Origin of the sequence: Paenibacillus sp. FSL H3-0310 (assembly GCF_038002785.1) — a bacterium.
Lineage (GTDB): Bacteria > Bacillota > Bacilli > Paenibacillales > Paenibacillaceae > Paenibacillus_AQ > Paenibacillus_AQ odorifer.
On the sequence record NZ_JBBODC010000001.1, the window covers coordinates 564,109 to 585,635 of the forward strand.

Sequence of the window (21,527 nt, forward strand, 5' to 3'; positions counted from 1 at the left end):
GCAGGGGAGTGAACTCATGAAGATCATGACGATTTTAGGCACGAGGCCTGAAATCATTCGCCTCAGTGTAATCATTCCGCTTCTCGACGAACATGCTGAGCGGCACATCCTGGTGCATACAGGCCAGAACTTCACCGCCAGTCTCAGCGGCATTTTCTTTGCTGAGCTGGGACTGCGGGCACCGGATTATGTGCTGCAGGATAAACAAGCAGGACTAGGCGGCCAGCTTGCCGCCATGTTCGGAGGGTTAGAAAGCATTTTACTAAAAGAACAGCCAGATCGCGTCTTGCTTCTGGGCGATACGAACAGCGCGTTATGCGCGATTTTGGCTGAACGTATGGGAATTCCGGTGGTGCATATGGAAGCGGGCAACCGCTGTTATGACCTCCAAGTACCAGAAGAAAAAAACCGCCGTGTCATCGACGCCGTTTCGACCATTAATATGCCTTATACGCAGCAGAGCAAAAGACATCTAATCAGCGAAGGTTTCCCCAGCAGGCGTATCGTGTTAACAGGAAATCCGATCCATGAGGTCATGACCCACTTTGAGCACAAAATCCAGACCAGTGACATTCTGGAACAGCTGAAGCTTACCTCAGGACAGTATTTCCTAGTCACGGCCCACCGTGCTGAGAATGTAGATGATCCAGAGTCCCTTGTACAAATTATGTCGGGTCTTAACGCAGTGGCTGAGCATTTTGGAATTCGTTTAATATGCAGCATTCATCCTCGCACTCGCTCCAAACTTACCGAGCAATTTTCCCTTCCAATGAACCCACTAGTTGAATTTCATGAACCTTTCGGATTTTTTGATTTTGTCTATTTGGAACAGCACGCCTTATGTGCCATCACCGACAGCGGGACTGTACAGGAGGAATGCTGCTTGATGAAAGTGCCAACAGTTACGATTCGCAGAACGACGGAACGTCCAGAAACAGTGGATTGTGGCAGCAATGTAGTCTCAGGTGTAGATCAGAAAAGTATTCTGCGCAGCGTCAAGCTGATGACGGCGCTCAATCGGGATTGGGAGGCTCCGGAAGGATACATGACTCCGGATGTTTCGGTCAAGGTAGTTAAATTCTTGCTTGGAGGGAACCTGCATGTTCAATAATAAAAGGATTGTGGTCACAGGCGGAACTGGTTCCTGGGGGCATGAGCTGATTAGGCAACTTCTGCCACAAAATCCTAAGGAAATCATCGTATTCTCCCGCAGTGAATCCGCTCAAGTGGCGATGAGCCGGGAGTTTGAAGATCAACGTCTCAGCTTTATCATTGGCGATATCCGTGACAAGGATGCGCTGATTGCAGCCTGCCGTGGCGTTGATTATATCTTTCATCTGGCGGCGCTCAAACATGTTCCAGTCTGTGAAGATCAGCCTTATGAAGCACTCAAAACCAATGTAGTGGGAACTCAAAATGTGATCGAAGCTGCCATTGTAAATGGCGTTGAGAAAGCAATTTACATCTCTACCGATAAGGCTGCGAACCCATCCAACTTCTATGGAATGACCAAAGCGATCGGGGAAAAATTGTTCGTTTATGCCAATCTGATTGGCTCAAACACCCGGTTCGTTACTGTACGCGGAGGTAATGTGCTCGGAACGAACGGCAGCGTAGTGCATTTGTTCATGAAGCAGATTAAGGATAAGGGTCAGGTACGCATTACGGATATGAAAATGACCCGCTTCTTTTTTACCCTACGCGATGCTATTACGTTATTATTTAAAGCTTCTGAGGTTAGCTTGGGTGGAGAAATCTTCGTCATGACTATGCCTACCTGCCGAATTATCGATCTTGCTGAGGTGCTGATTGAAGCTTCCGGAGAGTCCAATGTGAGTATTGTCGAGACCGGGATTCGTCCGGGGGAGAAAATCCACGAGATTTTGATGAGCGATTTCGAAAGCTTAACTACCGTTGTCTACGATGAACAGTATCTAGTAATTCTCCCTACGCTGAACATGCCGGAATTAAAGGCACATTATAGCGCTTATCCTCATGTCTCTTTCAATAGCTTCAGTTCAGAGACGAATCTGATGGATCGGGAAGAGATCAAAAGCATCTTGATCCGGGGAGGGTTCCTGCAATGAAGCTGCTTATCCTAGGTGGAAACGGTATGGCGGGGCATATGCTGGCGGATTATTTTCGCCGCCAGGGCAAGCATCACGTCTTCCATACAACCCGGGATAAGAGCGATCTTGGCGGGCTGTATGTAGATGCGAACGATATAGCCGGAGTTGAGAAGCTGGTCGATATCGTTTCCCCTCATTGCATTATCAATGCAATGGGGGTTCTCAATCAATTCGCGGAGCGTGACAAAATTGGGGCTTACCACGTGAATGGCTTTCTCCCTCATCACTTGTGGCGAAAGGCGGAGGATGTTCAGGCAAGGCTCATCCATATCAGTACCGACTGCGTGTTCGAAGGAACACGCGGAGGGTACACCGAAGAGGATGCTCCTGATGGAACCTCTGTATATGCAATTTCGAAAAGTCTCGGTGAGGTGCAAAAACCCGGGCATCTTACGATTCGCACTTCCATTATTGGTCCCGAAATCCGCTCAGGCGGTATTGGTCTGATGGATTGGTTCCTGGCGCAGAGTGGTAAAGTTTCAGGATACCGGCGGGTGATGTGGAACGGGGTCACAACGCTCCAATTAGCCAAAGCAGTGGATGTAATGCTGGATTCCCCTGTATCGGGGCTGATCCATTTAGCGCATCCAGAGCCGGTAAGTAAATATGAGCTGCTTCAGTATATTCAGGCGGCTTTTCATAAAGAAAATGTGGAGATCATCCCTGAGGATGAACATATTCAGGATCGTACACTAGTGAATACAAGAGCGGATGTCCTCTTGCCGCTGCCTTCATATCCTTTAATGCTGCAGGAACTGGCTGACTGGATGAAACAGTCAGAGATGTATTTATGACAGGTCAAAGACTTCTGATTACCGGAGCCGGTGGATTTACCGGGCAACATGCGGTTCGATTATTTTCGGCAGGAGGGGCTGAGGTTATCGCTGTATTGCGGCCGCAATCGACAGCTGCCTCCACTCTTTTTCCAGAAGGAGTAAAGATTTATGTTTGTGATTTAAGTGACCGGAAAGCAGTAGCTGAGATGATCAAGCAAACTGCACCGGACGCTGTCCTTCATTTGGCTGGGAAGAACTCCGTACCCGAGTCATGGCTTAATCCCTTGCTTTATATGGAGACCAATGTGATGGCCACCTTATATTTACTGGAGGCCATGCGAAGCCTGCCGAGCAGTCGGATTCTAGTGGCAGGCTCCAGACTTAAGTTCAAACCGGGTGTGGTGGCTGGGCCACCACACCCGTACAGTCTTAGCAAAACAATAGAAGAGCTGGTGTCCCTCGCTTGGGGCACCTTATTTAAACAGCCGGTTCTGCTGGCTGAGCCCTGTAATCTGATTGGTCCCGGTCCTTCCACCGGCTTCTGCTCTTTATTAGCACAGCACATTGTCCGAAGTGAAGGCCAGCCAGAAGAGGAAATACCTCCATTTAAGCTCTCTTCTCGTTATGCGCTGCGTGATTTTTTAGATGTAAGAGATGCCGTTAGAGCTTATGATTACATTTTGCGTAAAGGTACAAATGGAACCATCTATCGCATCGATTCGGGGAAGCAGCGGGAACTCGGGGAGATCGCGGAGCAGCTGCTCAGTCATTCTGTAGGTCCAGTGCCAATGGACTGGGGACCTGCAGATGCTGAACGGGCTATTTCAGAGATCGCAGCCACAGCGGATAAGCAGGTTCATTCAGAAGCATCAACCCCTGAGGCTGATGTGACTTCACTGGGCTGGCTTCCGGAAATTGGGCTTAACCAATCGTTAATGGATATTTTGAATTATTACCGAGTTAGCGGGGAGGGGAGGTTGTTATGAGACCGAAGGTTTCGGTAGTGATTCCTTTTTATAATTGTCCTTATATTGAGCACGCCCTGCAAAGTGCGTTCTCCCAGTCTTGGGAACCTTACGAAATCATTGTTGTTGATGACGGCTCGCATGCCCATAGCAATCTAATTACACCGTATCTTTCCCGAATTCATTATTTGGGCAAAGGCAATGGGGGAACCGCCTCCGCACTGAATCACGGCATATTGAATGCAACGGGGGACTATGTGGTCTGGCTTAGCTCGGATGATTTATTTTATCGGGATAAGATCAACAATCAGGTTCTGTTCATGGAGCAGAACCACTTGTTAATCTCCTATACCAACTTTAATTATATTAACGCTCAATCGCAGCTGGTTCAGCTGAATGCTGCGCCATTGTTTCCTAGTCACCTGGATTACTTACGTTGTTTTTTACACGGTAATCCCATTAATGGCTGTACGGTGATGTTTAAACGAGAGGTGTTTGGAGCCATCGGACTTTTTGATGAATCACTTCCTTACACCCATGATTATGACTTATGGTTCCGCGCCATTCTGAACGGATATCCACCGGTGATGTTGAATCAATCCCTCACAGCTTACCGGACGCATGAGGGCATGGGAACGATCAAATATTTTGATGTAATTATGGCAGAGGCAGCTGCGACCAATGCCCGCTACAAGAATTCGCTGCAGCACTTGATTTCTTCTATGGGGGGCTGAAGGTAATGTACCGGGAAATTGAAGTGAATGACTTTCTGCCAGTCTTACTGGAACAGTTGAAATTCTGCCAGAGTATTCTGGATATCGGCAGCGGCACCGGTACCCTGCTTGAACGATATGAAGCCGCAGTAGTGCTTGGATTAGAAATTCACAGGCCGTACCTGCTGCATCGTCAATATAAGTCACCTCATATTATTCCGGTACATGCAGATGCCAGTCATATGGATAAATTGTTCCTCCCCAAAACATTTTCAGCGGTTACCTTTATTGATTCTATAGAGCACTTTAATAAAAATGAAGCGAAGACTCTGCTAGGGATGGCCGAAAGAATCGCCAATAACCGAGTAGTTGTATTTACCCCTCGGGGCTTTTTTCCACAGGAGGGTATGGATCATTATCATTTGCAGGGAGAGCATTATCAAAAGCATCGGAGCGGGTGGGAGCCGGAGGATTTTATTGCACTCGGGTATGAGGTAACGGTACTTAAAGGTTTCCATCATGCCCAAAACCCATCGTTTCGTGAAGCATTCGGGGAGAGCCATGCACCAGTAGATGCCCTGCTTGCTTGTAAAACAGTATAAAAGTTGAGCTCCGGGTGAAGGAGGTGAGCGCGTATGAGTGAAGAACCTAAAGTATCGGTGATCATCCCATTTTATAACTGTTCGTATGTGGATCTCGCCATCCAAAGTGTCTTGGATCAAAGCTATCCGAATATAGAACTTATTGTAGTCGATGACGGTTCTACCCTATGGCTGGAGAAGTTGGCCCCCTTCCGTGACAGAATCATTTATATACAAAAGAGTAATGGAGGGACGGCTTCTGCTTTGAACAAAGGGATAGAAGTGGCTACCGGAACGTATTTTGCCTGGCTCAGTGCAGATGATCAATTTCACCCGGATAAAATCAAAAACCAAATAGAAAAGCTCAAAAGTACGGGTACTTTGTTTAACTATACAGCCTATTATTATATAAATGAGCAGGGAGAACGGATCTCAGATACGGTAAGTATGCTTTTTAGCAGCAGAGCCCATTTTATTGAGACTATGATGTTGGGTTGTCCGGTGAATGGGAGTACAGTTCTTCTTCATATGGATATATTTCGTGCTGTAGGAACGTTCGATGAAATGTTGTTATATACTCAAGACTATGATTTATGGCTGCGTATTTTACCGCATTTTAGCTGGTCTTATATTGAGCATCCGCAGCTTGATTATCGAGTGCATCAAGAGATGGGTTCAGTGATTCATAGTGAGGCGCAGAAAAGAGAGATAGAACTGGTACAAGCAAAACATCACGGGGTTCTATCGCATCTGCTGCTAAAGGAGAGAGGGGAATGAAATTAATATTTCCTGTTCTAACTCTATCTAGGGGCGGAGCACAACGGATGCTGGCAGAACTGGCTAATCGTCTGTCAGAGATCGGTCATGAAATTACGATCCTCTTGCCCAGCGATGGTGTCGTTGAATACGAGATAAATTGTGAATTGCGTTATGCGGCAGATGGTGATTTGTCGGCCAGCGATTTTCCAGTGGGGGACGTGATTGTCTCCAACTTTTATACCACAGTCGAGGTATCGCAGCAGGCAAGTAATGAGGGAAAAGGGATTCATATTCGTTTAGCGCTTTGCTACGAGCCCACTTTTTTACCTGACAATAGCCGTTCTTTTGCATCCTATAGTTTAACCAGCAATCTGCTTGTACTATCCCGTTGGCAGCAAGAAATCGTCCAGATGAATCATGGGATTAAGGGGACAATCGTGCCCATTGGTGTGAATCCTGTTTTTAGAAATTTGAACATTCGTGAACCTGAAAATAAGCTTGTAGTTTCCGCGGTTATGCGAAAGCCAGAGGGTGGATTCTCAGGCCATCGTGAACAAGACTATTTGCTTGAACAGTTAAATCGGGTCAGAAGACTTCATCCAGAAGTTGAACTTTATTTGATCATTCCTCCTGGTGAATTTGCTGAGTCGACTACCCTGCAAACTTTATTAGCGGACGAACGATATCATATAAGGACTCCTGCAAATGATACTGAGCTTTGTTACCATTATAGTGAGAGCGATATTTTTGTAAGCTCAAGTACGTATGATACGGGATCGCTACCAGGCATCGAGGCTATGCGTTGTGGAGCAGCGCTCGTTACTGTTTACTCCGGTGGGAATATGGAATATGGCAGGCATGGCCATAACTGCTTAATGTCCTACCGGTTTGAGAATCGGCTCGCGGATGATATCATAACCTTAATTAAAGACCCGGATTTACGCCAGCGGCTGGCTCGTAAGGGGGAGCAGGATTCACAGCATTTCACTTGGGAAAAAAGCACACAATTGTTTCAGAATGCACTGTTTGAGATCGTAGCGAGGAACTCTTAATAATATGTCCTTAAAATATAAAAAACCTTCAATACCACGTGAGAAGTGGCTTGAAGGTTTTTTTGCATGATATCGGTTAGAAGATGGCATAGGAATTCATCATTTCACGAAAAGATTGCGCATACTTCTCGGTTCCGAAGCGTGAGACCATATATCCTCTTCCTTGCTGGCGGAGACCCTCTCGCAGAGGAATATTGTTCATAAGCTCCAGTCCTTCGTTGACGGCAGTTGGAATATTGCCAAGCGGGTAAAATTTACCCGTGACATTATGAACAATAAAGGATCTGACACCATCGGAATCTGTACTAAGTACTGGACAAGTGCAGCAAATCGCTTCGGCAACAGCATATCCAAATCCTTCTGTAATGGAGGTAGCTAACAGGAATCCACCCGAATTAGCGATCGAGGAATAATAAATGGGCATTACATGATTAGGAATATTGGTAAAAGTACTTAGACGATCATTCAGCCCTAGAGCGTGTAGCTCCTCCTGAAAGGATTGTTTCTGATCCTCTGCGGCTAAATTAGGATCATGGAACATCCACAAATGAATATCTGGTTTATAAAGGCGAATTTCATGGGCGATTCTCAAATATTCCCGCCAATTTTTATTGCTCTCTAGCCGGCCTACCCAAGCGATAACCGGATTAGCGGGAGGTTCAGCAGGGATATGCTGAAAGGACTGGACATCAACAATATTCGGAATTACATAACGATGCAGCCAGGGACAGATTTCAATAAACAGCTCCAATAAATGATCGGTTGGCGGGATTAGTACCGCATTACAATAAGAACGTAAATAAGGGACGGCATCTCTGATCAGAGTTTCCGCATGACTGCGTTTTCCAAGGCCTTGAGATTCGTATATCATAATACCGCGGTAACCGAGTTCACGCAGACGTTTCAGTAATAAATAATCAGATGTAACAATAATGGCATCGTAATTATGGGTCTCCAGCAAATTTTTAATTTCTTCATCTGAAGATGAGACAAATACCGGAAAATTGGTCGTATTCTGGCCTGAACCCGGCATTAGATATAAAACATGGCATTCGATCCCACTTCGCTGGAGACTTTCACATCGCAGCTTATTTAATGTCTCCACCCCGCCACTCGGTACATAAAACGTAAATAGAACTTTCATGCACAAGCCTCCTGACTTTTGCGGAGTAATACCGACTTGTTGAGATATGGCTTACTGTTTATAAGATACGCCGATCTGCACTCGCGGGTGACGGTCAAAGCGGCATAGTTCCAAATCCTTTCAGGATAGCTTGTTCTTCAGAAGGTCATCCTAACGATCGTACACTGCACACATACAACATTAGAGATGGAGGATGAATTCATGTTGCGATCCAAGATCAGTATGTCAGTCTCAGCTGCATTGCTTCTCGGCTTGGTGAGTATTACGGGGTGTGGAACCAATACGGCAGAAAAATCGAATGTGCAAACCAATAGTGTCCGGGGAGTAAATGATGGGCGTATTGGTGTGAATTCCGTACGCGGTGGCACACATAACATCACTAAGATGGAAGTTAGTCAGGAGCTTGCAGACCGGATTGCTGCAATGCCTGAAGTCCGCTCAGCGAATGTAATGCTTGCAGGAAAAAGCGCGTATGTAGCAGTAACTTTAAATGATGCAACTGCTGGCCTGCGTGCCAAAGGGACTCCATCTTATCGGGCAAAATCCTCAACCACTCCTCACAATTATGGACCGACTGGCGTAATGTCTGGTACAGGAAGAGTGAAAATTGGCCGTGATGGAATGAATGATACTGGAGCCGTAACCAATGGTATGAACGGAGCCTTAAAAGGTACTGTAAATACAGTTCCTGGTACAACAAGTACTGGACCGGCAACCAGAAATGGAATCAATGGCATGGGTAATTTGGGAGCGGATATGTTGGGAACAGGTACAGGTACTATGGGAACAGGTACGACAAGAAACCATACTTATAATAATGGTCCTCTGCTGAACAGCAATGGCTCGAAACATGATGTAGATATGGGGATGGGAAAAGGTATGGGAACTGGAATGGGAATGGGCATGCGCAGTACCACTCCTAGTACCCATGATACGAATTACAGAAGTAATTCGACGCATATGTACAACACCAATAGCACGAATAACACAAATAACACCATAAATACAAGAGAAACAGAAACAGTTACCAAAGCAATTAAAGATAAAATTGCTGCGGAAGTTAAAAAACATGATGCGAGAATTAAGGATGTATACGTATCAGCAAATCCTGACTTCGTGGAACGCGCCAATGTTTATGCTGAAGAGGCTCGTGCCGGTCATCCGATAAAAGGATTTGTGGATGAATTCCGCACCATGGTTGAACGAATTTTCCCAACTCGTAATTATTAATGATTTTTGTGATCTAAATAAAAAAGCAACAATCTCACCATCTGGAGAGAATTGTTGCTTTTTTGTTTGGAGCTAATTTTATTAAGTGGTGATTGGACGTCCGCCGATCCATACGCCGCGAATATTAAATTCAGCATCAAGGCGTAGGATATCGCCGCGTTTTCCAGCCTCCAAGGAGCCAATGCTTCGTTCCATTCCAATGGACGCCGCTGGCGTAAGGCTTGCAGCGCGGGAGGCCTCTTCCAAGGTGAGTCCTACCTCTTGGATCAGATAACGGAAGCCGCGAATCATCGTTAGTGTGCTTCCAGCTAGAGCAGCGGGATTATCTTTAAGGGTAGCGATGCCATCTTGAACGAGTACAGGTAAATCACCGATTGTATATTCACCATCACTAAGTCCAGTTGCAGACATGGCATCAGTAATCAGTAATAAATTGTTCTCTTTCTTGAGACGGGTCAATATAGAAATGGCTGCGGGATGAACATGAATCCCGTCGGCTATAATCTCTGCGCGAATGCGCTTATCGAACAAAATAGCTCCAGCCGCTCCAGGCTTACGGTGATGTAGGGGTGTCATCGCATTGAACATATGCACGGCTTGGTTAAGTCCAGCATCTGCTGCGGCAATAACCTCTTCAAAGGAGGCATCCGTATGCCCGAGAGCTGCAGTTATACCGTGCTTGCGCAGCCAGAGAATAGCTTCGAGGGCACCTTCACGTTCCGGAGCAAGCGTGACTTGCCGGATCATTCCTGGATAATCGTTCTCCCATTGTGCTAGCCACTCAATATTGGCAGGAACAATATGCTCTGGATTTTGTGCGCCGGACCATTTCGGGCTGATGAAGGGTCCTTCCAAATGCATGCCTGCGATTTGTGTGTAAGGCATTTCAGCAGCGCGATAAGCGCTGACTTCGGAGAATACTTGGTCAATAGCAGACTTGGAAGCGGTCATGGTTGTAGCCAGCATTGTTGTTGTTCCTTGGGAACTATGGAACTTAGTGATGGCATTCAGCGATTCAGTATCACTGTACATAAAGTCGTGGCCAGCTCCACCATGAACATGTACATCTACAAATCCGGGGATCAGAAGATCCGTTGCTTGACCACTGGCAGGCCAATGCGCGTAACGCTCTGGAAGCCAAGCCGCATCGCCAGCATAGTGGATCTGCTCTCCAGATACGGCAATCACACCGTGCTCAATTAAACCTTGGGGAGTCAGTACCTTACCGAACAGCAACTGTTCTAGTTCTTTATTTATTTCAGCCATTTGCCTGCTCCTTCATCTACGAGAACGATTACATTTGGATGGCTCTGCAGCAAAGATGCAGGGCATTGGGTTGTAATCGGGCCTTCAACAGCATTGCGAATGGCTTCAGCTTTGCCGGCACCACGAACTAATAAGAGGATTTGGCGTGCTTTTAGGATGCCTCCAATGCCCATTGTGATCGCTTGCCGAGGGACCTCATCCAAACTGTCAAAGAATCTAGCATTTGCTTCCCGGGTATCTTCAAGCAGGTCGACGACATGGGTTTTGCTGCTGAGGTTAGCATCGGGTTCGTTGAATCCAATGTGGCCGTTGCTGCCAATACCGAGAATCTGCAAGTCAACGGGTCCGTTTTCTTCCAGCATTTTATCGTATGCAAGGCATTCTGCTTCCATATCCGCTGCGTTTCCGTTAGGGATATGTGTCTGTCCTGAATCAATATCTATATGGTTAAATAATTGCTCGTTCATGAAACTGCGATAGCTCTGTGGATGGTCGACAGGCAAGCCGATATACTCATCCAGATTAAAGGAAGTTGCTTTAGAGAAACTCACAAGTCCTTTTTGGTGCATTTCAACCAATTTGGCATAAACCCCAACTGGGGAGCTTCCGGTCGCAAGACCGAGCACGGCTTTAGGATTGCTTTGCAGCAGGCTGGCAATAAGATTCGCACCCGTTTGTACGAAATCTTCATCACTATGGAACTTTAGAATATTCATTAGGATTGTCCTCCTCGTTTGTTTCGGTATTGTTGGACATTGAGATAAGATTGCTCCAGTCTAGGAATAAAATCCCCAAAACGGGTGCTGACCATTCCAGTGAACAAAATATCAATGATGTGAAGCTGAGCTATGCGTGAGGCCATGTCTCCCCGGCGCATGCCTTTCTCCAAAGATGAGGAGAATAGGGGGATATCCGCCAGAGTAGCCAAGGTGCTGCTGCCATAAGAGGTTAGTGCGATAGTGCTTGCTCCGCTAGCCTTCGCACACATCAAGGCATCAATGGTCTCGGGAGTCTCTCCCGAATAGGATACTGCAAATACGACATCACCTTCGGAGAGTGATGAAGCAGAGGTAATCTGCATATGGGAATCAGCAAAAGCAGTACAATTTACGCCTATGCGGATCAGCTTCTGATAGAAATCCTGAGCGACAATGGAAGAGGTCGCCATCCCGTATAGATCAACGCGGCGTGCTTGGCACAATAAATGAACTGCTGCCTGCAATCGCTCCAGATCTAACAGTGAGGTAGTATCCCGGATGGAGGTCAGATGGTTCGTCTGCATCGCTTCCACAATCACGGAGAGTGGGTTGCCGGCTACAATATCTTGATAAGAAGAGCCACCATCCTGCGGCGCGGCATCACTATGAGCAATTTCTGCTGCCAGCTTCACCTTGAAATCCGGAAAGCCTTTAAAATGAAGCACCTTACAGAAACGTGTGATCGTTGCCGGGCTTATTCCGCATTGTTCTGCTAATTCTGTAATGCCCATATGAACGATTTCGCCTGGTGAGGAGAGAATTCGTTCAGCCAGCTTTCGTTCCATTTGAGAGAGCTTGGCCTTCTCATGCTCGAGTGCATGCAGTATTGGGGACATCCATTCATCCACCTCGTTTCAATGGGGTATTGAAATTATTTTTATGATTATTAACTAAATGCAGAAAATTATTTTCATATTTAGGATAAAACAAATTCCATTCGGAAGCAAGGGATAAAAATGAATACTAAAGGGGAATATGCAAAAATAAAAAACGGTCTACTCGCAGAAGGCTGCAAAGTGGACCGTTAAAATGATGTAATTACGGAGATATAAGATGAAAAGGATACTATACTATACTGTATTGCGTTCTATAATACGGTACTCAAGCTTGCGGTGAACGGGTTGTCCATCATTTCGCTGGATCTGATCATAGATAATCCGAAAAGCGGATATGCCCATTTCAGTTAACTGATTATCTACAGTGGTCAGACCTAACGTTCGGCCGATAGGCTGATCATCAAATCCAATGACGGCCAAATCCTCAGGAATGCGGATACCCTTTTTCCAAGCTTCGATGATTAAACCAGCCGCTATATGATCGCCTGCTGAAATAATCAGGGCATCAGGACGATTCTTCATCTGCAGCAGTTGGTGAAGTACGCGGGCACCGTCCTCTTCGGTCAGACAGTTATAGATCATCCATTCATCATTGTAAGGCTGATCTGTAGCTTCTAGAAAGTCTCTAAAGGCAATTTGGCGGATAGAGCTGCTGCTGCCGTGTGGTCTTCCTTCACAGTAGCCAATATGGCGGTAACCTTTATCATTCAAATATTGAAGGCCACTGCGAAAAGCAGAATAATGCTCAATATATACAGAAGAAAATTGGCGTTCTCCCCTATCCTGACATACCACAATAGGACCATAAGCTGTATATTCTTCAATAGCTTCTGAGCTCATTGTTGAAGAGACCATAACTACACCGTCAATTTCTTTGTTCCGCAGCATCTCAAGCACCTTAATTTCTTCTTCCGTACGATAATCGGTTTGGCAGAGAACGAGCCGGTATTGAGCCAGCAGTGCTTCTTGAGCCAAGCCTGCAATAATGACTGAGAAATAAAATAAGTTGGTATACGGAATAATAACAGCTATAGCTTGAGTCCGCCCAGTGATCAGATGCACGGCGTTCATATTACGCGTGTAGTTTAATTTTTCAATAGTATTTAGGACTGCGGTTCGTTTGACTTCACTTACATAAGGGTGATTATTGAGCACCCGCGAGACTGTTGTCACAGAAACACCAGCCATACGGGCAATTTCTTTAATATTAGCCATTAGAGTACAACAGCCTCCCTTTTGTGCTTGTGTATAGTCATTTTATTTTATCATATTGTCCGCAAATTACCTCCCAAATAAAAAGCTTGCTATGGAATCCATTTCATAAATTAGACTGTAAATGCAAGAGATTACCGGACTAAACCGGCGTAACCACAAGGGCGTGACGGACCGGTATATCTATTGTATTAATAAAACTAAGCTGTTCGTGAAGCCTTTGGCGATCTGTTCCGAAACAGCTCCCACACAATAAACAACAGGACAAGCAGCTGTGGAAGCAAGGTTTCCCAAGTGGGATACATGCCAAGCCAGTTAATTGAAGGCAAGCCCTCTTGTACATGTGCAGGAAGTTTGCCGGCAACCTGAAGCGAGTGAATGCTCTCCCCAAGAAAGCGGAATACTAGGTAATAAATCAGAATTGTAGCTGTACGGAAGAAGGCGGCAATCGGTAATTTTGCACTCAAGGCAATAATTGCATAACCTACAATAACAAGAATAATCAGAGCACATCCAATCCCAAGCAGTAATTGAGACAGCTTGATGGATGGAGCCATGCCCACATAAAAAATTGTAGTTTCTGCACCTTCACGTAAAATAGCAAGCGCTGCAACGGAGGACAGTGACCAAAGGTTTCCTTTGGCCAGCGCGCCATCAACTTGCCTACCCACGTAGTTGTTCCAATTTGCAGTGTTTGATTTGCTATGTAACCAGCGTCCGATTGTGAGCATCATAACTACTGCGACAAGACCAGTAATTCCTTCAATCATCTCCCGTGCTCCCCCGGAAGCTGCCCGAGAAATGGTATAAGTGAGCACAACAGCCAATCCGATACTTGCGATGAGGCCGACAGCTGCACCGGACCAGATCCATTTTTGCGCTTTGGCGTTCCCATCACGTTTCAGGTAAGCAAGAAGAGCTGACAAGACGAGAATAGCCTCAAGCCCTTCGCGCAAGAGAATCAAAGCGGCATCCCAAGCATTATAAGTGGTTTCACCAGCCAAAGGCGTTAGTTCGCTAAGCATATTGTTCATGATGGTTAAAGCTTGATCCAGTTTAGGCGGATTTGAGAGCAGGTAACCTGTGACAGCCGCACTCTCATTTTCGATATTGTTGTAGACTGTTGGTGAGGCGATCTGGACTTGCCCTTCGGCAGAAGGCCAGGCTACGATGAATTGCTCCATGATGTTAGCGGCTTCTGTGCTGTTATTGTCTTTGGCAGCGGAGGATGCTTTGTTCAGGTAGCTGATTAGTCCCTCTATAGAAGCTGGTTCACTGGAAGTATCCCCAGCGTCAATGGTTTTGCCTTCACTGTAATCAGCCAGCAGTTGATACAGAGCTTCTGCTTCCGATTTCGCCGATGCCTCGCGAAGCGGTTCAGCCTGCAGCGCAATCCGCAGCAGGCTTATTCGCGTCTCCAGCAGGCTGTAAACGGCGGAATCATCCGCCCGGATGTTGCGCTCCGCCGGCTTCCATCCGCTGACGATGTCGCGGTACGCTGCCGCTGCCGCGCTCCAGTCGGCGCTGCGCGCCGCATCCCGCGTGCGTTCCGCCGCGGGCAAAAGCTTCGCCGCCGTCTCGCGTCCGGCGGCTCCGGTGTCACCACCGACCGTGCCGGAGGCGGCGGTGACGTACGCGTCCACGCTTCTCGCGAGCGTGGACAGTGCGGTTTTGGCGGGCTCGCCGCCGCCCGCCGCAAGGGCTTTCGCCGCGTCTGCAAGCGCGGCGTCAACGGCAGCAGCCGGACCGGCGAGTGCCGGGTCCGGCGTGCCTGTGTTCGCGGTGCGCCACAGCGCAGCGAACACTTCTACATCGGCCGCGGCCGCGTCCCAGCGGCTCTGGCCGGCTTCGACGAGTGCGCTGCCGACCGGCGGCAGGAGCTCGTCGACCGTGCCATCGCCCTCCGCCCCCGCGGGGCTGGAGAGCAAAAGCATACACAAAAAGCCAAACAGAATCAGCAAGGCAACCTTTGGCATTTGCCGTTTAGGATGCGTAAGAGATAACATCGGGATAATCCCCCTTCAATAATGGACAGCCATAAATTTAGCTTAGTAGTGTTTCCCCGATAAAGCCGCCACTGCGGACACCGGGGAAGCAGGCAAATACAGCGCTGCCGGTGTGAGTCATATATTCGTTCAAAAGATCAGTCTTAGAGAGGCGCTGCTGAATGGCAACGAATTGTTTCATTAAATCACGTTGAAAGCTAATGAATAACAAACCTGCATCAAGCTGGCCCGTGGTGACGTCCAAACCGCTGGAAAAAGAGTAGGAGCGGCGCAGCATTTTGACTGTACCGTCACCATGCGCCAATGCGGAATGTGAATTCACCGGAATGACAGGTTTCCCGGAAGCGTCCGCAGCTGAAAGATCCAGATCATCGAATTCATCCTTAGCTCCGAGTGGAGCTCCGGTGTGACGATAACGCCCGAAGGTAGCCTCCTGATCACTTAGCGACGACCGATCCCAGACTTCAATACGCAGACGTACCCGGCGTACCGCCATATAAGTGCCGCCGCTCATCCAAGAAGGACCGTCACTGCTGCTGTTCCAGACCACTTTGTTCATTTCAGCGTTATCGGTTGTATCGGGATTGCCCGTGCCGTCTTTGAAACCCAAAAGATTGCGTGGTGTAGCCCCCTTGGGATCCGCTGCTCCAGTGCGTTGAAAACCTTCCTGTGTCCAGCGCAGTACAGCAGTCCCTCGGGCGATACGCGCCAGATTGCGGATCGCATGGAATGCGACCTGCAGATCATCCGCACAGGCTTGCACACAAATATCCCCGCCACACCATTTCGGATCAAGATTGTCACCCGCAAATGCCGGAAGATCGGCCAATAGGGCTGGGCGTTTCGAAGCTAAGCCGAATCTTTCATCAAAAAAGGAAGGACCAACACCAAAGGTCAGCGTACACCGTGCAGGGTTTAGCCCGTCCGCTTCCCCGGTGTCTGAGGGTGGAAGATTGGGGTTGTCATTTACGTCACCAATAAGCTCGCCAGTAGTAAGAGCGGCAGCGGCAGTGGTCCATGCTTGCATTAGTTTTTTCACATCGGCCAGTTTGGTTGTGGTGAAATCAAAGGCAGCAAAATAAATAAAGTTCTGTGCAGGTGTCAAAATCCCCGCCTGATGGCTCCCATAAAAAGGAATGGAACTGGAATCACCTTCTGCGGCCTTCGTTGGCTCAGCTACAGCATTACGCGCAGCCATAATTCCACCGACACCTCCGCCCCCTAACAAAAGACCAAGGCCAGTGGCGCCAGTAAGCCGCAGCATATCGCGGCGGCTTAATTTTTTACCAAATATAGGCTCATTCTTCGATTGATCATTAAGAAGGGGACTTTCAGGATTACCTGGTACTCCAGTGAACTTGTTATGTTTATTCATGAGGGTCACACTCCTAGAATAGTTCCCATATTGGACAATGGCTCAGCCAAGGCGTCCAAATTCTGACTCAGTTTACGTACTTCATCTTCTTTCAGCTCTTCATAGGAAACATATCCATCTCCGGATTTGAAAGGGGCAAGCTCAGCTTGCAAGGCAGCGAATCGTTCACCAATGTTTTTTTCAAGATCGGCATCTTTTTTAGCTAGTTCTGGTTTTAACAGCTCGTATATCTTTTGCGCACCCTCAACGTTTGCGACGAAATCATACAGGTCTGTGTGCGAGTAACGTTCTTCCTCTCCGGTTACTTTGGAGGAGGAGACCTCGTTTAAAAGCTCAACAGCACCAGTTACGAGCAGATTCGCGTCGATCTCAACGGTCTCAACTTTCGCACGCAGCAGTTGTGCATCCTTCAGCAATTGGTCAGCAACTTCTGTCATGTCTTTAGTTGTATTGTCCTGCCAGAGTGCTTTCTCAAGCTTGTGGAAACCGCGCCATTCTGCCGCATCTACATCATTTTCCCGGGCATCGATATTTGGGTCCAAGTCACCAAGTGCTTCTGCAATAGGCTCAATCCGTTCGTAGTACATGCGGGCAGGAGCGTAGAGCGCCTTAGCCTCATCAATCTTGTCCTCTTTTACAGCGTTGGTGAAACTCTCTGTTTGCTTCACAAATTCATCACATTGCTGGATGACATATGTGCGATATTGATCTATAGCTGACGTGAAGTCAGCGGTGGCAGTCTCCGGTGTGTTAGTAGCTGCAGCAGTCGTCGGTGCGTTGGTGGCTGTAGTGCTATTGGCAGCAGTATTTGTAGAGTTGTTGTTATTGGCACATCCAGTGAACAGTATGGAGGCCGCAAGTAGACTTGCAGGCACAGCATAAGTAAATTTCATTAAAAAAACACCCCTTTTTTTATATCTAAATGATAATCGTTATCAATTATGTTGGACTTATCATAAGTCCGTATACAATTACTGTCAATATAAAAATGTGATGTATCTCATTGTAATAATGGCACGACAAAAAACTCCCAGGGTCGGGAGTGTGTTTTGTAGTAATGTATCCGATTACAATTGAAAAAGCAGAATAGTAACCGCGCCAGCAAACTTTTGCGCATAAGCAGTAACTAAAGGACCCAGATGACACTAAATGCAGCATTATTCGATATTTGAGCCGCTATCGGACCGCATAGTCGCTATTGGCTTGAAAAGTACCGAATATGAGCCTGTTTCTAAGGAATAGCGTCACTGGAGTCCGAAACTTCGCTCAAAAGGCGATAAATTTGTTAATAACGCCATCTGGGTCCGAAAGCCTCAGTTGGCGCCGATGAATACACTATTGGAGCGGGCAGTCGACCCGGCGACCCGGCGAACCATTGCGCGACGCAGCAGTAACGGCCCCAGCAAACTTTTGCGCATAAGCAGTAACTAAAGGACCCAGATGACACTAAATGCAGCATTATTCGATATTTGAGCCGCTATCGGACCGCATAGTCGCTATTGGCTTAGAAAGTACCCTATATGAGCCTGTTTCTAAGGAATAGCGTCACTGGAGTCCGAAACTTCGCTCAAAAGGCGATAAATTTGTTAATAACGCCATCTGGGTCCGAAAGCCTCAGTTGGGGCTGGTGAATACACTATTGGAGTGGGCAGCCAACAGCCTACAACATAAAGCAGCGATTCCCATTAATGGCGAATCGCTGTTCTAAGTCGTTTACGATGTTTAAATGAAGGGAACCGTCTCATTTATAGTTAATTAAGCTGTTAAAGTGACAGTTCCATTCTTTGAAGGTTTGATCTGCTTAAGAATAAGATCAAGGCGTCATCCGCTTTTTATCGTTCATTATGGGATTCATGATCTGCAGAGGGTTGGTTTTCGAACACTTCTGCAGCTTCCTCTGCAGAAAATTCGGGTTCGAATTTACCTACGAGTGGTAATTTGTTTAATTTCGTTGTTTGTACTTCTGCTTTGGTAGGTTGATTGTTTTTTGAATGGCTCATACATACACCTCCTTTAATAAGGAACAACAAACCGTAGTTTGCCCTGAAAAAAGATGTTCTTATTCATGAAAATTTCAGGATTTTGCATTTGAATGAACTAAGCCCATTTTATAATTGTGACAGCACCATTAACATCAACACTACATAATATGTTTTGACTGTATCCCTTTACCTTGTTATACCAAACAAACCCAGGGCAAGGAGGGGTGACACCATTGAAGGGGAACGAACACCACAGCAAATTTCTGTTGACTCATCGTGAGCGCGAAGTTTTTGAGCTTCTCGTGCAGGACAAAACGACTCGTGATATCGCTGGCTTATTATTTATCAGCGAAAAAACAGTTCGAAACCACATTTCCAATGTAATGCAAAAACTAAACGTTAAAGGCCGTTCACAAGCGGTTGTCGAGCTGATCAAGCTTGGGGAGCTGAAAATATAGCTGGCCATGTCTTCGGAAGTGACGCGTTTAAGCCTTCTTTTGCCCTTCGGGGCAAAGGGAGGTTTTTTGTTTACTCACCAAAACAACTGAACAGTGAGTTAGATCACCGTATGATTTTTATGACATGATAAATTAGAGCTATTAAGGTAGTTCAGGAGGATCTGTTATGACCAGATATGAACAACAAAGAAATTTTCTGAAATCCAATTTTCATGAATTCAAACATATCAAAACAGATAAGATCAAGGGAATTGCACAACCGCCAATTGTTAAGCCATTTGATTCAGATTCACTAATTATTGATTTGCCCAAGGTCAGCAAAGACGTTGTGAGTAAAGAAAATATTTTTGATTGTATAGATCAAAGAAGAAGTACACGGTTCTATTCTGAGGATACTGTTAGTCTGGAGGAGTTATCCTATTTATTATGGGCTACCCAAGGGATTAGCGGTATGAATAAGAACGGACTTACGCTGCGGACTGTACCCTGCAGTGGGGCGACGCACACCTTTGAAACCTATTTAATGATTATGCGTGTAGAGGGCATTGGGCAAGGGATCTACAGATATCTGCCTGTGGAACATAAGCTCTTATTTATGTTTGAATTAGATCAACTTGAACAAAAGATTGATGCTATTACTTTGGATCAGCCCTTTGTCCCTAACTTTGCCAAAAAGGCTTCTGTATTGTTTGCCTGGAGTACCACACCCTACCGCTCCGAATGGAAGTATGATATTTCTGCTCACAAAAAAATCCTCATCGATGTTGGACATGTCTGCCAGAACCTTTATTTAGCCAGCGAATCCATCGGTGCAGGTGCTTGCGCAATTGGAATCTATGATCAAAAGTTGATAGATGAGATTTTAGAATTAGACGGCGATGAAGAGTTTGTTATCTATCTTGGGGCAGTTGGGAAGAAACGAGAGTAGCTATGAAGGCTAGATACGGCTTCGGAAGTGAGACATATAAGCCTTTTTCACCCTTCGGGGTGGGAAAGTTTTTTTTGATTATAATCCAGTGTATTTGCCCAACTGCTCAGTCTGAACGAAGAGGAAATCGTAATGTTTAATTGATAATCATTCTCATTGCATATATAATTAACCCAAAGTAAGAGGAAGCAGGGATGTGCATGGAGCGAAGCAATGGACTGAAAGAAGCAGAAACGATTGATGCCCATAAGACGCTTACATGTGAAGGGGTGGATTATAATTATCGTTTTGATGGGGCTCATTTTGAGATTAAACCTCCAGTCGAAATAGGGGAAGGCAGTTGCCGCAGCCTGCTTAGCCATGGGTATATCCAGATGACAGATTTTAATCTCTGTTTTAATCGGGATATCGAAGCGAAGGGCAATTTTAGCACTCCGCGTACAGAGCTGGCATTCTGCATGGGGCATGGCATTGAGTGGGGGACCTCGCTGAAATCGGACTATTTTGTTATAGATACAGGAGAAATTGCGCTGTTTCATGGCGGAGTAAGAAGTGAAAACTGCACATACCTGAGTGGAGCGGGGTACCGATTCATCAGCATAGATATGAGCCCTGCACAATTTGAGCGGATGACCAGTGGTCTGACTGAGGATACACGGCTTCGCATCGGAGCTGGTGCGGGTTTGTTTTTTGGAAAAAATAACATCACACCATCCATCCGCTTCATTCTATCGCAGATTGCGGATTGTTCCTATAGCCATGGCATGCGTGAACTTTATCTGGAGGGCAAAATGCTGGAGCTTATGGCGGTCTATCTCAATGAATCTTTATATGAAGCAGACCGGATTCCACGCTCGGTCAAGCTGTCCAGAGAGGATATGGAGAGCCTGCGGCTCGCTAAGGAGATTTTGCAGCGTGATTATTTGCACCCGCCGACGCTTGCAGGCCTTTCTCGCATTATATGCCTCAATGAGTTCAAGCTGAAAAAGGGCTTTAAGGAAATGTTTGGTTATACCGTGCATGCCTACGTTATCGAACAACGGATGCAGAGAGCGCAGCAGCTGCTGGAACAAGGGAGTATGACTGTAAGTGAAGCAGCCTCCAGAGTTGGATACGGTAATGTGAGTCATTTCTCGGCAGCCTTCCGCAAAAAGTTCGGTGTGCGTCCAGGAGAATATCTGATCAGCGGCAGGCAGCGCCTCTTCGGTATTAAGATGTAAGTCCGTATCCTGCACAGATGCTCCTGATTTGGTTAATTATAATCCCTTAAACGGTAGCAATCGTGAACAACGTTCCTATACACTAGTGCACAGAGAATCATTCTCAGTGCACTTTTTTTGCGTGTAATTACCAAGAG

Annotated in this window: 21 protein-coding genes; 12 read left to right on the forward strand and 9 right to left on the reverse strand. The window is 46.5% G+C overall.

Annotation, left to right across the window (positions count from 1 at the left end; translation table 11 throughout):
- The first annotated feature begins 16 nt into the window (after positions 1-16).
- From wecB to MHH63_RS02685, 8 genes are read left to right on the forward strand one after another with little or no spacing between them, the layout of a single operon-like run.
- Entirely contained in the window at positions 17-1,111 is a 1,095-nt protein-coding gene (wecB, locus tag MHH63_RS02650; RefSeq protein ID WP_076103696.1) for a non-hydrolyzing UDP-N-acetylglucosamine 2-epimerase, read from the forward strand.
- Positions 1,101-2,087 (forward strand): polysaccharide biosynthesis protein, encoded by a 987-nt coding sequence (locus MHH63_RS02655; RefSeq protein ID WP_036679704.1) that lies wholly within the window; start codon positions 1,101-1,103, stop codon positions 2,085-2,087. The genes wecB and MHH63_RS02655 overlap by 11 nt, the downstream gene beginning before the upstream one ends.
- Entirely contained in the window at positions 2,084-2,923 is an 840-nt protein-coding gene (locus tag MHH63_RS02660; RefSeq protein WP_076305607.1) for a dTDP-4-dehydrorhamnose reductase family protein, read from the forward strand. The genes MHH63_RS02655 and MHH63_RS02660 overlap by 4 nt, the downstream gene beginning before the upstream one ends.
- A complete protein-coding gene (locus tag MHH63_RS02665) occupies positions 2,920-3,891 on the forward strand; it encodes an NAD-dependent epimerase/dehydratase family protein (RefSeq protein ID WP_076305606.1) in 972 nt (323 codons plus the stop codon). The genes MHH63_RS02660 and MHH63_RS02665 overlap by 4 nt, the downstream gene beginning before the upstream one ends.
- On the forward strand, positions 3,888-4,604 hold the full coding sequence (locus MHH63_RS02670) for a glycosyltransferase (protein ID WP_076130428.1): 717 nt from the start codon (positions 3,888-3,890) through the stop codon (positions 4,602-4,604). The genes MHH63_RS02665 and MHH63_RS02670 overlap by 4 nt, the downstream gene beginning before the upstream one ends.
- A gap of 5 nt (positions 4,605-4,609) precedes the next feature.
- The gene (locus MHH63_RS02675) at positions 4,610-5,185 is read left to right on the forward strand and encodes a class I SAM-dependent methyltransferase (RefSeq protein ID WP_076130427.1); all 576 of its coding nucleotides are present in this window, start codon (positions 4,610-4,612) and stop codon (positions 5,183-5,185) included.
- A 33-nt stretch (positions 5,186-5,218) separates the two neighbouring features.
- Positions 5,219-5,941: a glycosyltransferase family 2 protein gene (locus MHH63_RS02680; RefSeq protein WP_076130426.1), complete on the forward strand. Its 723-nt coding sequence runs from the start codon at positions 5,219-5,221 to the stop codon at positions 5,939-5,941.
- Complete coding sequence (locus tag MHH63_RS02685; protein ID WP_076141521.1) at positions 5,938-6,975, forward strand: glycosyltransferase family 4 protein; 1,038 nt, start codon at positions 5,938-5,940, stop codon at positions 6,973-6,975. The genes MHH63_RS02680 and MHH63_RS02685 overlap by 4 nt, the downstream gene beginning before the upstream one ends.
- A gap of 76 nt (positions 6,976-7,051) precedes the next feature.
- Here the strand turns inward: MHH63_RS02685 and MHH63_RS02690 are convergent, their stop codons facing one another.
- Positions 7,052-8,119, reverse strand: a complete 1,068-nt coding sequence (locus MHH63_RS02690; protein WP_076219322.1) for a glycosyltransferase family 4 protein — start codon at positions 8,117-8,119, stop codon at positions 7,052-7,054.
- A gap of 201 nt (positions 8,120-8,320) precedes the next feature.
- On the opposite strand from MHH63_RS02690, the gene MHH63_RS02695 reads away from it, so the two are divergent.
- The gene (locus MHH63_RS02695) at positions 8,321-9,349 is read left to right on the forward strand and encodes a YhcN/YlaJ family sporulation lipoprotein (protein ID WP_341171190.1); all 1,029 of its coding nucleotides are present in this window, start codon (positions 8,321-8,323) and stop codon (positions 9,347-9,349) included.
- Positions 9,350-9,430: 81 nt separating this feature from the next.
- Here MHH63_RS02695 and nagA read toward each other — a convergent pair whose 3' ends face one another.
- The 8 genes from nagA to MHH63_RS02735 form a co-directional block, all read right to left on the reverse strand.
- Positions 9,431-10,615, reverse strand: coding sequence for an N-acetylglucosamine-6-phosphate deacetylase (gene nagA / locus MHH63_RS02700; protein WP_076130422.1), 1,185 nt, complete (start codon positions 10,613-10,615; stop codon positions 9,431-9,433).
- Positions 10,603-11,331 (reverse strand): glucosamine-6-phosphate deaminase, encoded by a 729-nt coding sequence (nagB, locus tag MHH63_RS02705; RefSeq protein WP_076219324.1) that lies wholly within the window; start codon positions 11,329-11,331, stop codon positions 10,603-10,605. Before nagB ends, nagA begins: the two co-directional genes overlap by 13 nt.
- Positions 11,331-12,209: a MurR/RpiR family transcriptional regulator gene (locus MHH63_RS02710; RefSeq protein WP_076219325.1), complete on the reverse strand. Its 879-nt coding sequence runs from the start codon at positions 12,207-12,209 to the stop codon at positions 11,331-11,333. The genes nagB and MHH63_RS02710 overlap by 1 nt, the downstream gene beginning before the upstream one ends.
- A 234-nt stretch (positions 12,210-12,443) precedes the next feature.
- Positions 12,444-13,424 carry a LacI family DNA-binding transcriptional regulator gene (locus MHH63_RS02715; RefSeq protein WP_076130419.1) on the reverse strand — a complete coding sequence of 327 codons (981 nt, stop codon included), beginning with the start codon at positions 13,422-13,424 and terminating at the stop codon, positions 12,444-12,446.
- Between the two features lie 197 nt (positions 13,425-13,621).
- Entirely contained in the window at positions 13,622-15,226 is a 1,605-nt protein-coding gene (locus MHH63_RS02720) for an FTR1 family iron permease (protein WP_254847702.1), read from the reverse strand.
- A gap of 238 nt (positions 15,227-15,464) precedes the next feature.
- Positions 15,465-16,802 (reverse strand): iron uptake transporter deferrochelatase/peroxidase subunit, encoded by a 1,338-nt coding sequence (gene efeB / locus MHH63_RS02725; protein ID WP_076280486.1) that lies wholly within the window; start codon positions 16,800-16,802, stop codon positions 15,465-15,467.
- Positions 16,803-16,807: 5 nt separating this feature from the next.
- Positions 16,808-17,695 (reverse strand): iron uptake system protein EfeO, encoded by an 888-nt coding sequence (gene efeO / locus MHH63_RS02730; RefSeq protein WP_076280485.1) that lies wholly within the window; start codon positions 17,693-17,695, stop codon positions 16,808-16,810.
- 939 nt (positions 17,696-18,634) lie between these two features.
- Positions 18,635-18,802 (reverse strand): hypothetical protein, encoded by a 168-nt coding sequence (locus tag MHH63_RS02735; RefSeq protein WP_169744806.1) that lies wholly within the window; start codon positions 18,800-18,802, stop codon positions 18,635-18,637.
- A 215-nt stretch (positions 18,803-19,017) separates the two neighbouring features.
- Between MHH63_RS02735 and MHH63_RS02740 the strand changes: the two genes are divergently transcribed.
- From MHH63_RS02740 to MHH63_RS02750, 3 genes are all read left to right on the forward strand, one after another.
- Complete coding sequence (locus MHH63_RS02740; protein ID WP_019908812.1) at positions 19,018-19,242, forward strand: helix-turn-helix domain-containing protein; 225 nt, start codon at positions 19,018-19,020, stop codon at positions 19,240-19,242.
- Positions 19,243-19,408: 166 nt separating this feature from the next.
- On the forward strand, positions 19,409-20,170 hold the full coding sequence (locus tag MHH63_RS02745) for a SagB/ThcOx family dehydrogenase (protein ID WP_076309184.1): 762 nt from the start codon (positions 19,409-19,411) through the stop codon (positions 20,168-20,170).
- 200 nt (positions 20,171-20,370) lie between these two features.
- Positions 20,371-21,390 (forward strand): helix-turn-helix transcriptional regulator, encoded by a 1,020-nt coding sequence (locus tag MHH63_RS02750; protein ID WP_175619010.1) that lies wholly within the window; start codon positions 20,371-20,373, stop codon positions 21,388-21,390.
- The last annotated feature ends 137 nt before the right edge of the window (positions 21,391-21,527 follow it).

Excerpts from the sequence above, each read along its gene's own strand:
- MHH63_RS02715 (WP_076130419.1), bottom strand. The coding sequence starts at position 13,424 with ATGGCTAATATTAAAGAAATTGCCCGTATGGCTGGTGTTTCTGTGACA.
- MHH63_RS02655 (WP_036679704.1), top strand. The coding sequence starts at position 1,101 with ATGTTCAATAATAAAAGGATTGTGGTCACAGGCGGAACTGGTTCCTGG.
- MHH63_RS02710 (WP_076219325.1), bottom strand. The coding sequence starts at position 12,209 with ATGTCCCCAATACTGCATGCACTCGAGCATGAGAAGGCCAAGCTCTCT.
- MHH63_RS02695 (WP_341171190.1), top strand. The coding sequence starts at position 8,321 with ATGTTGCGATCCAAGATCAGTATGTCAGTCTCAGCTGCATTGCTTCTC.
- MHH63_RS02690 (WP_076219322.1), bottom strand. The coding sequence starts at position 8,119 with ATGAAAGTTCTATTTACGTTTTATGTACCGAGTGGCGGGGTGGAGACA.
- MHH63_RS02660 (WP_076305607.1), top strand. The coding sequence starts at position 2,084 with ATGAAGCTGCTTATCCTAGGTGGAAACGGTATGGCGGGGCATATGCTG.
- MHH63_RS02745 (WP_076309184.1), top strand. The coding sequence starts at position 19,409 with ATGACCAGATATGAACAACAAAGAAATTTTCTGAAATCCAATTTTCAT.
- MHH63_RS02750 (WP_175619010.1), top strand. The coding sequence starts at position 20,371 with ATGGAGCGAAGCAATGGACTGAAAGAAGCAGAAACGATTGATGCCCAT.
- efeO (WP_076280485.1), bottom strand. The coding sequence starts at position 17,695 with ATGAAATTTACTTATGCTGTGCCTGCAAGTCTACTTGCGGCCTCCATA.
- nagB (WP_076219324.1), bottom strand. The coding sequence starts at position 11,331 with ATGAATATTCTAAAGTTCCATAGTGATGAAGATTTCGTACAAACGGGT.
- MHH63_RS02735 (WP_169744806.1), bottom strand. The coding sequence starts at position 18,802 with ATGAGCCATTCAAAAAACAATCAACCTACCAAAGCAGAAGTACAAACA.
- MHH63_RS02675 (WP_076130427.1), top strand. The coding sequence starts at position 4,610 with ATGTACCGGGAAATTGAAGTGAATGACTTTCTGCCAGTCTTACTGGAA.
- MHH63_RS02665 (WP_076305606.1), top strand. The coding sequence starts at position 2,920 with ATGACAGGTCAAAGACTTCTGATTACCGGAGCCGGTGGATTTACCGGG.
- MHH63_RS02670 (WP_076130428.1), top strand. The coding sequence starts at position 3,888 with ATGAGACCGAAGGTTTCGGTAGTGATTCCTTTTTATAATTGTCCTTAT.
- efeB (WP_076280486.1), bottom strand. The coding sequence starts at position 16,802 with ATGAATAAACATAACAAGTTCACTGGAGTACCAGGTAATCCTGAAAGT.
- nagA (WP_076130422.1), bottom strand. The coding sequence starts at position 10,615 with ATGGCTGAAATAAATAAAGAACTAGAACAGTTGCTGTTCGGTAAGGTA.
- MHH63_RS02680 (WP_076130426.1), top strand. The coding sequence starts at position 5,219 with ATGAGTGAAGAACCTAAAGTATCGGTGATCATCCCATTTTATAACTGT.
- MHH63_RS02685 (WP_076141521.1), top strand. The coding sequence starts at position 5,938 with ATGAAATTAATATTTCCTGTTCTAACTCTATCTAGGGGCGGAGCACAA.
- wecB (WP_076103696.1), top strand. The coding sequence starts at position 17 with ATGAAGATCATGACGATTTTAGGCACGAGGCCTGAAATCATTCGCCTC.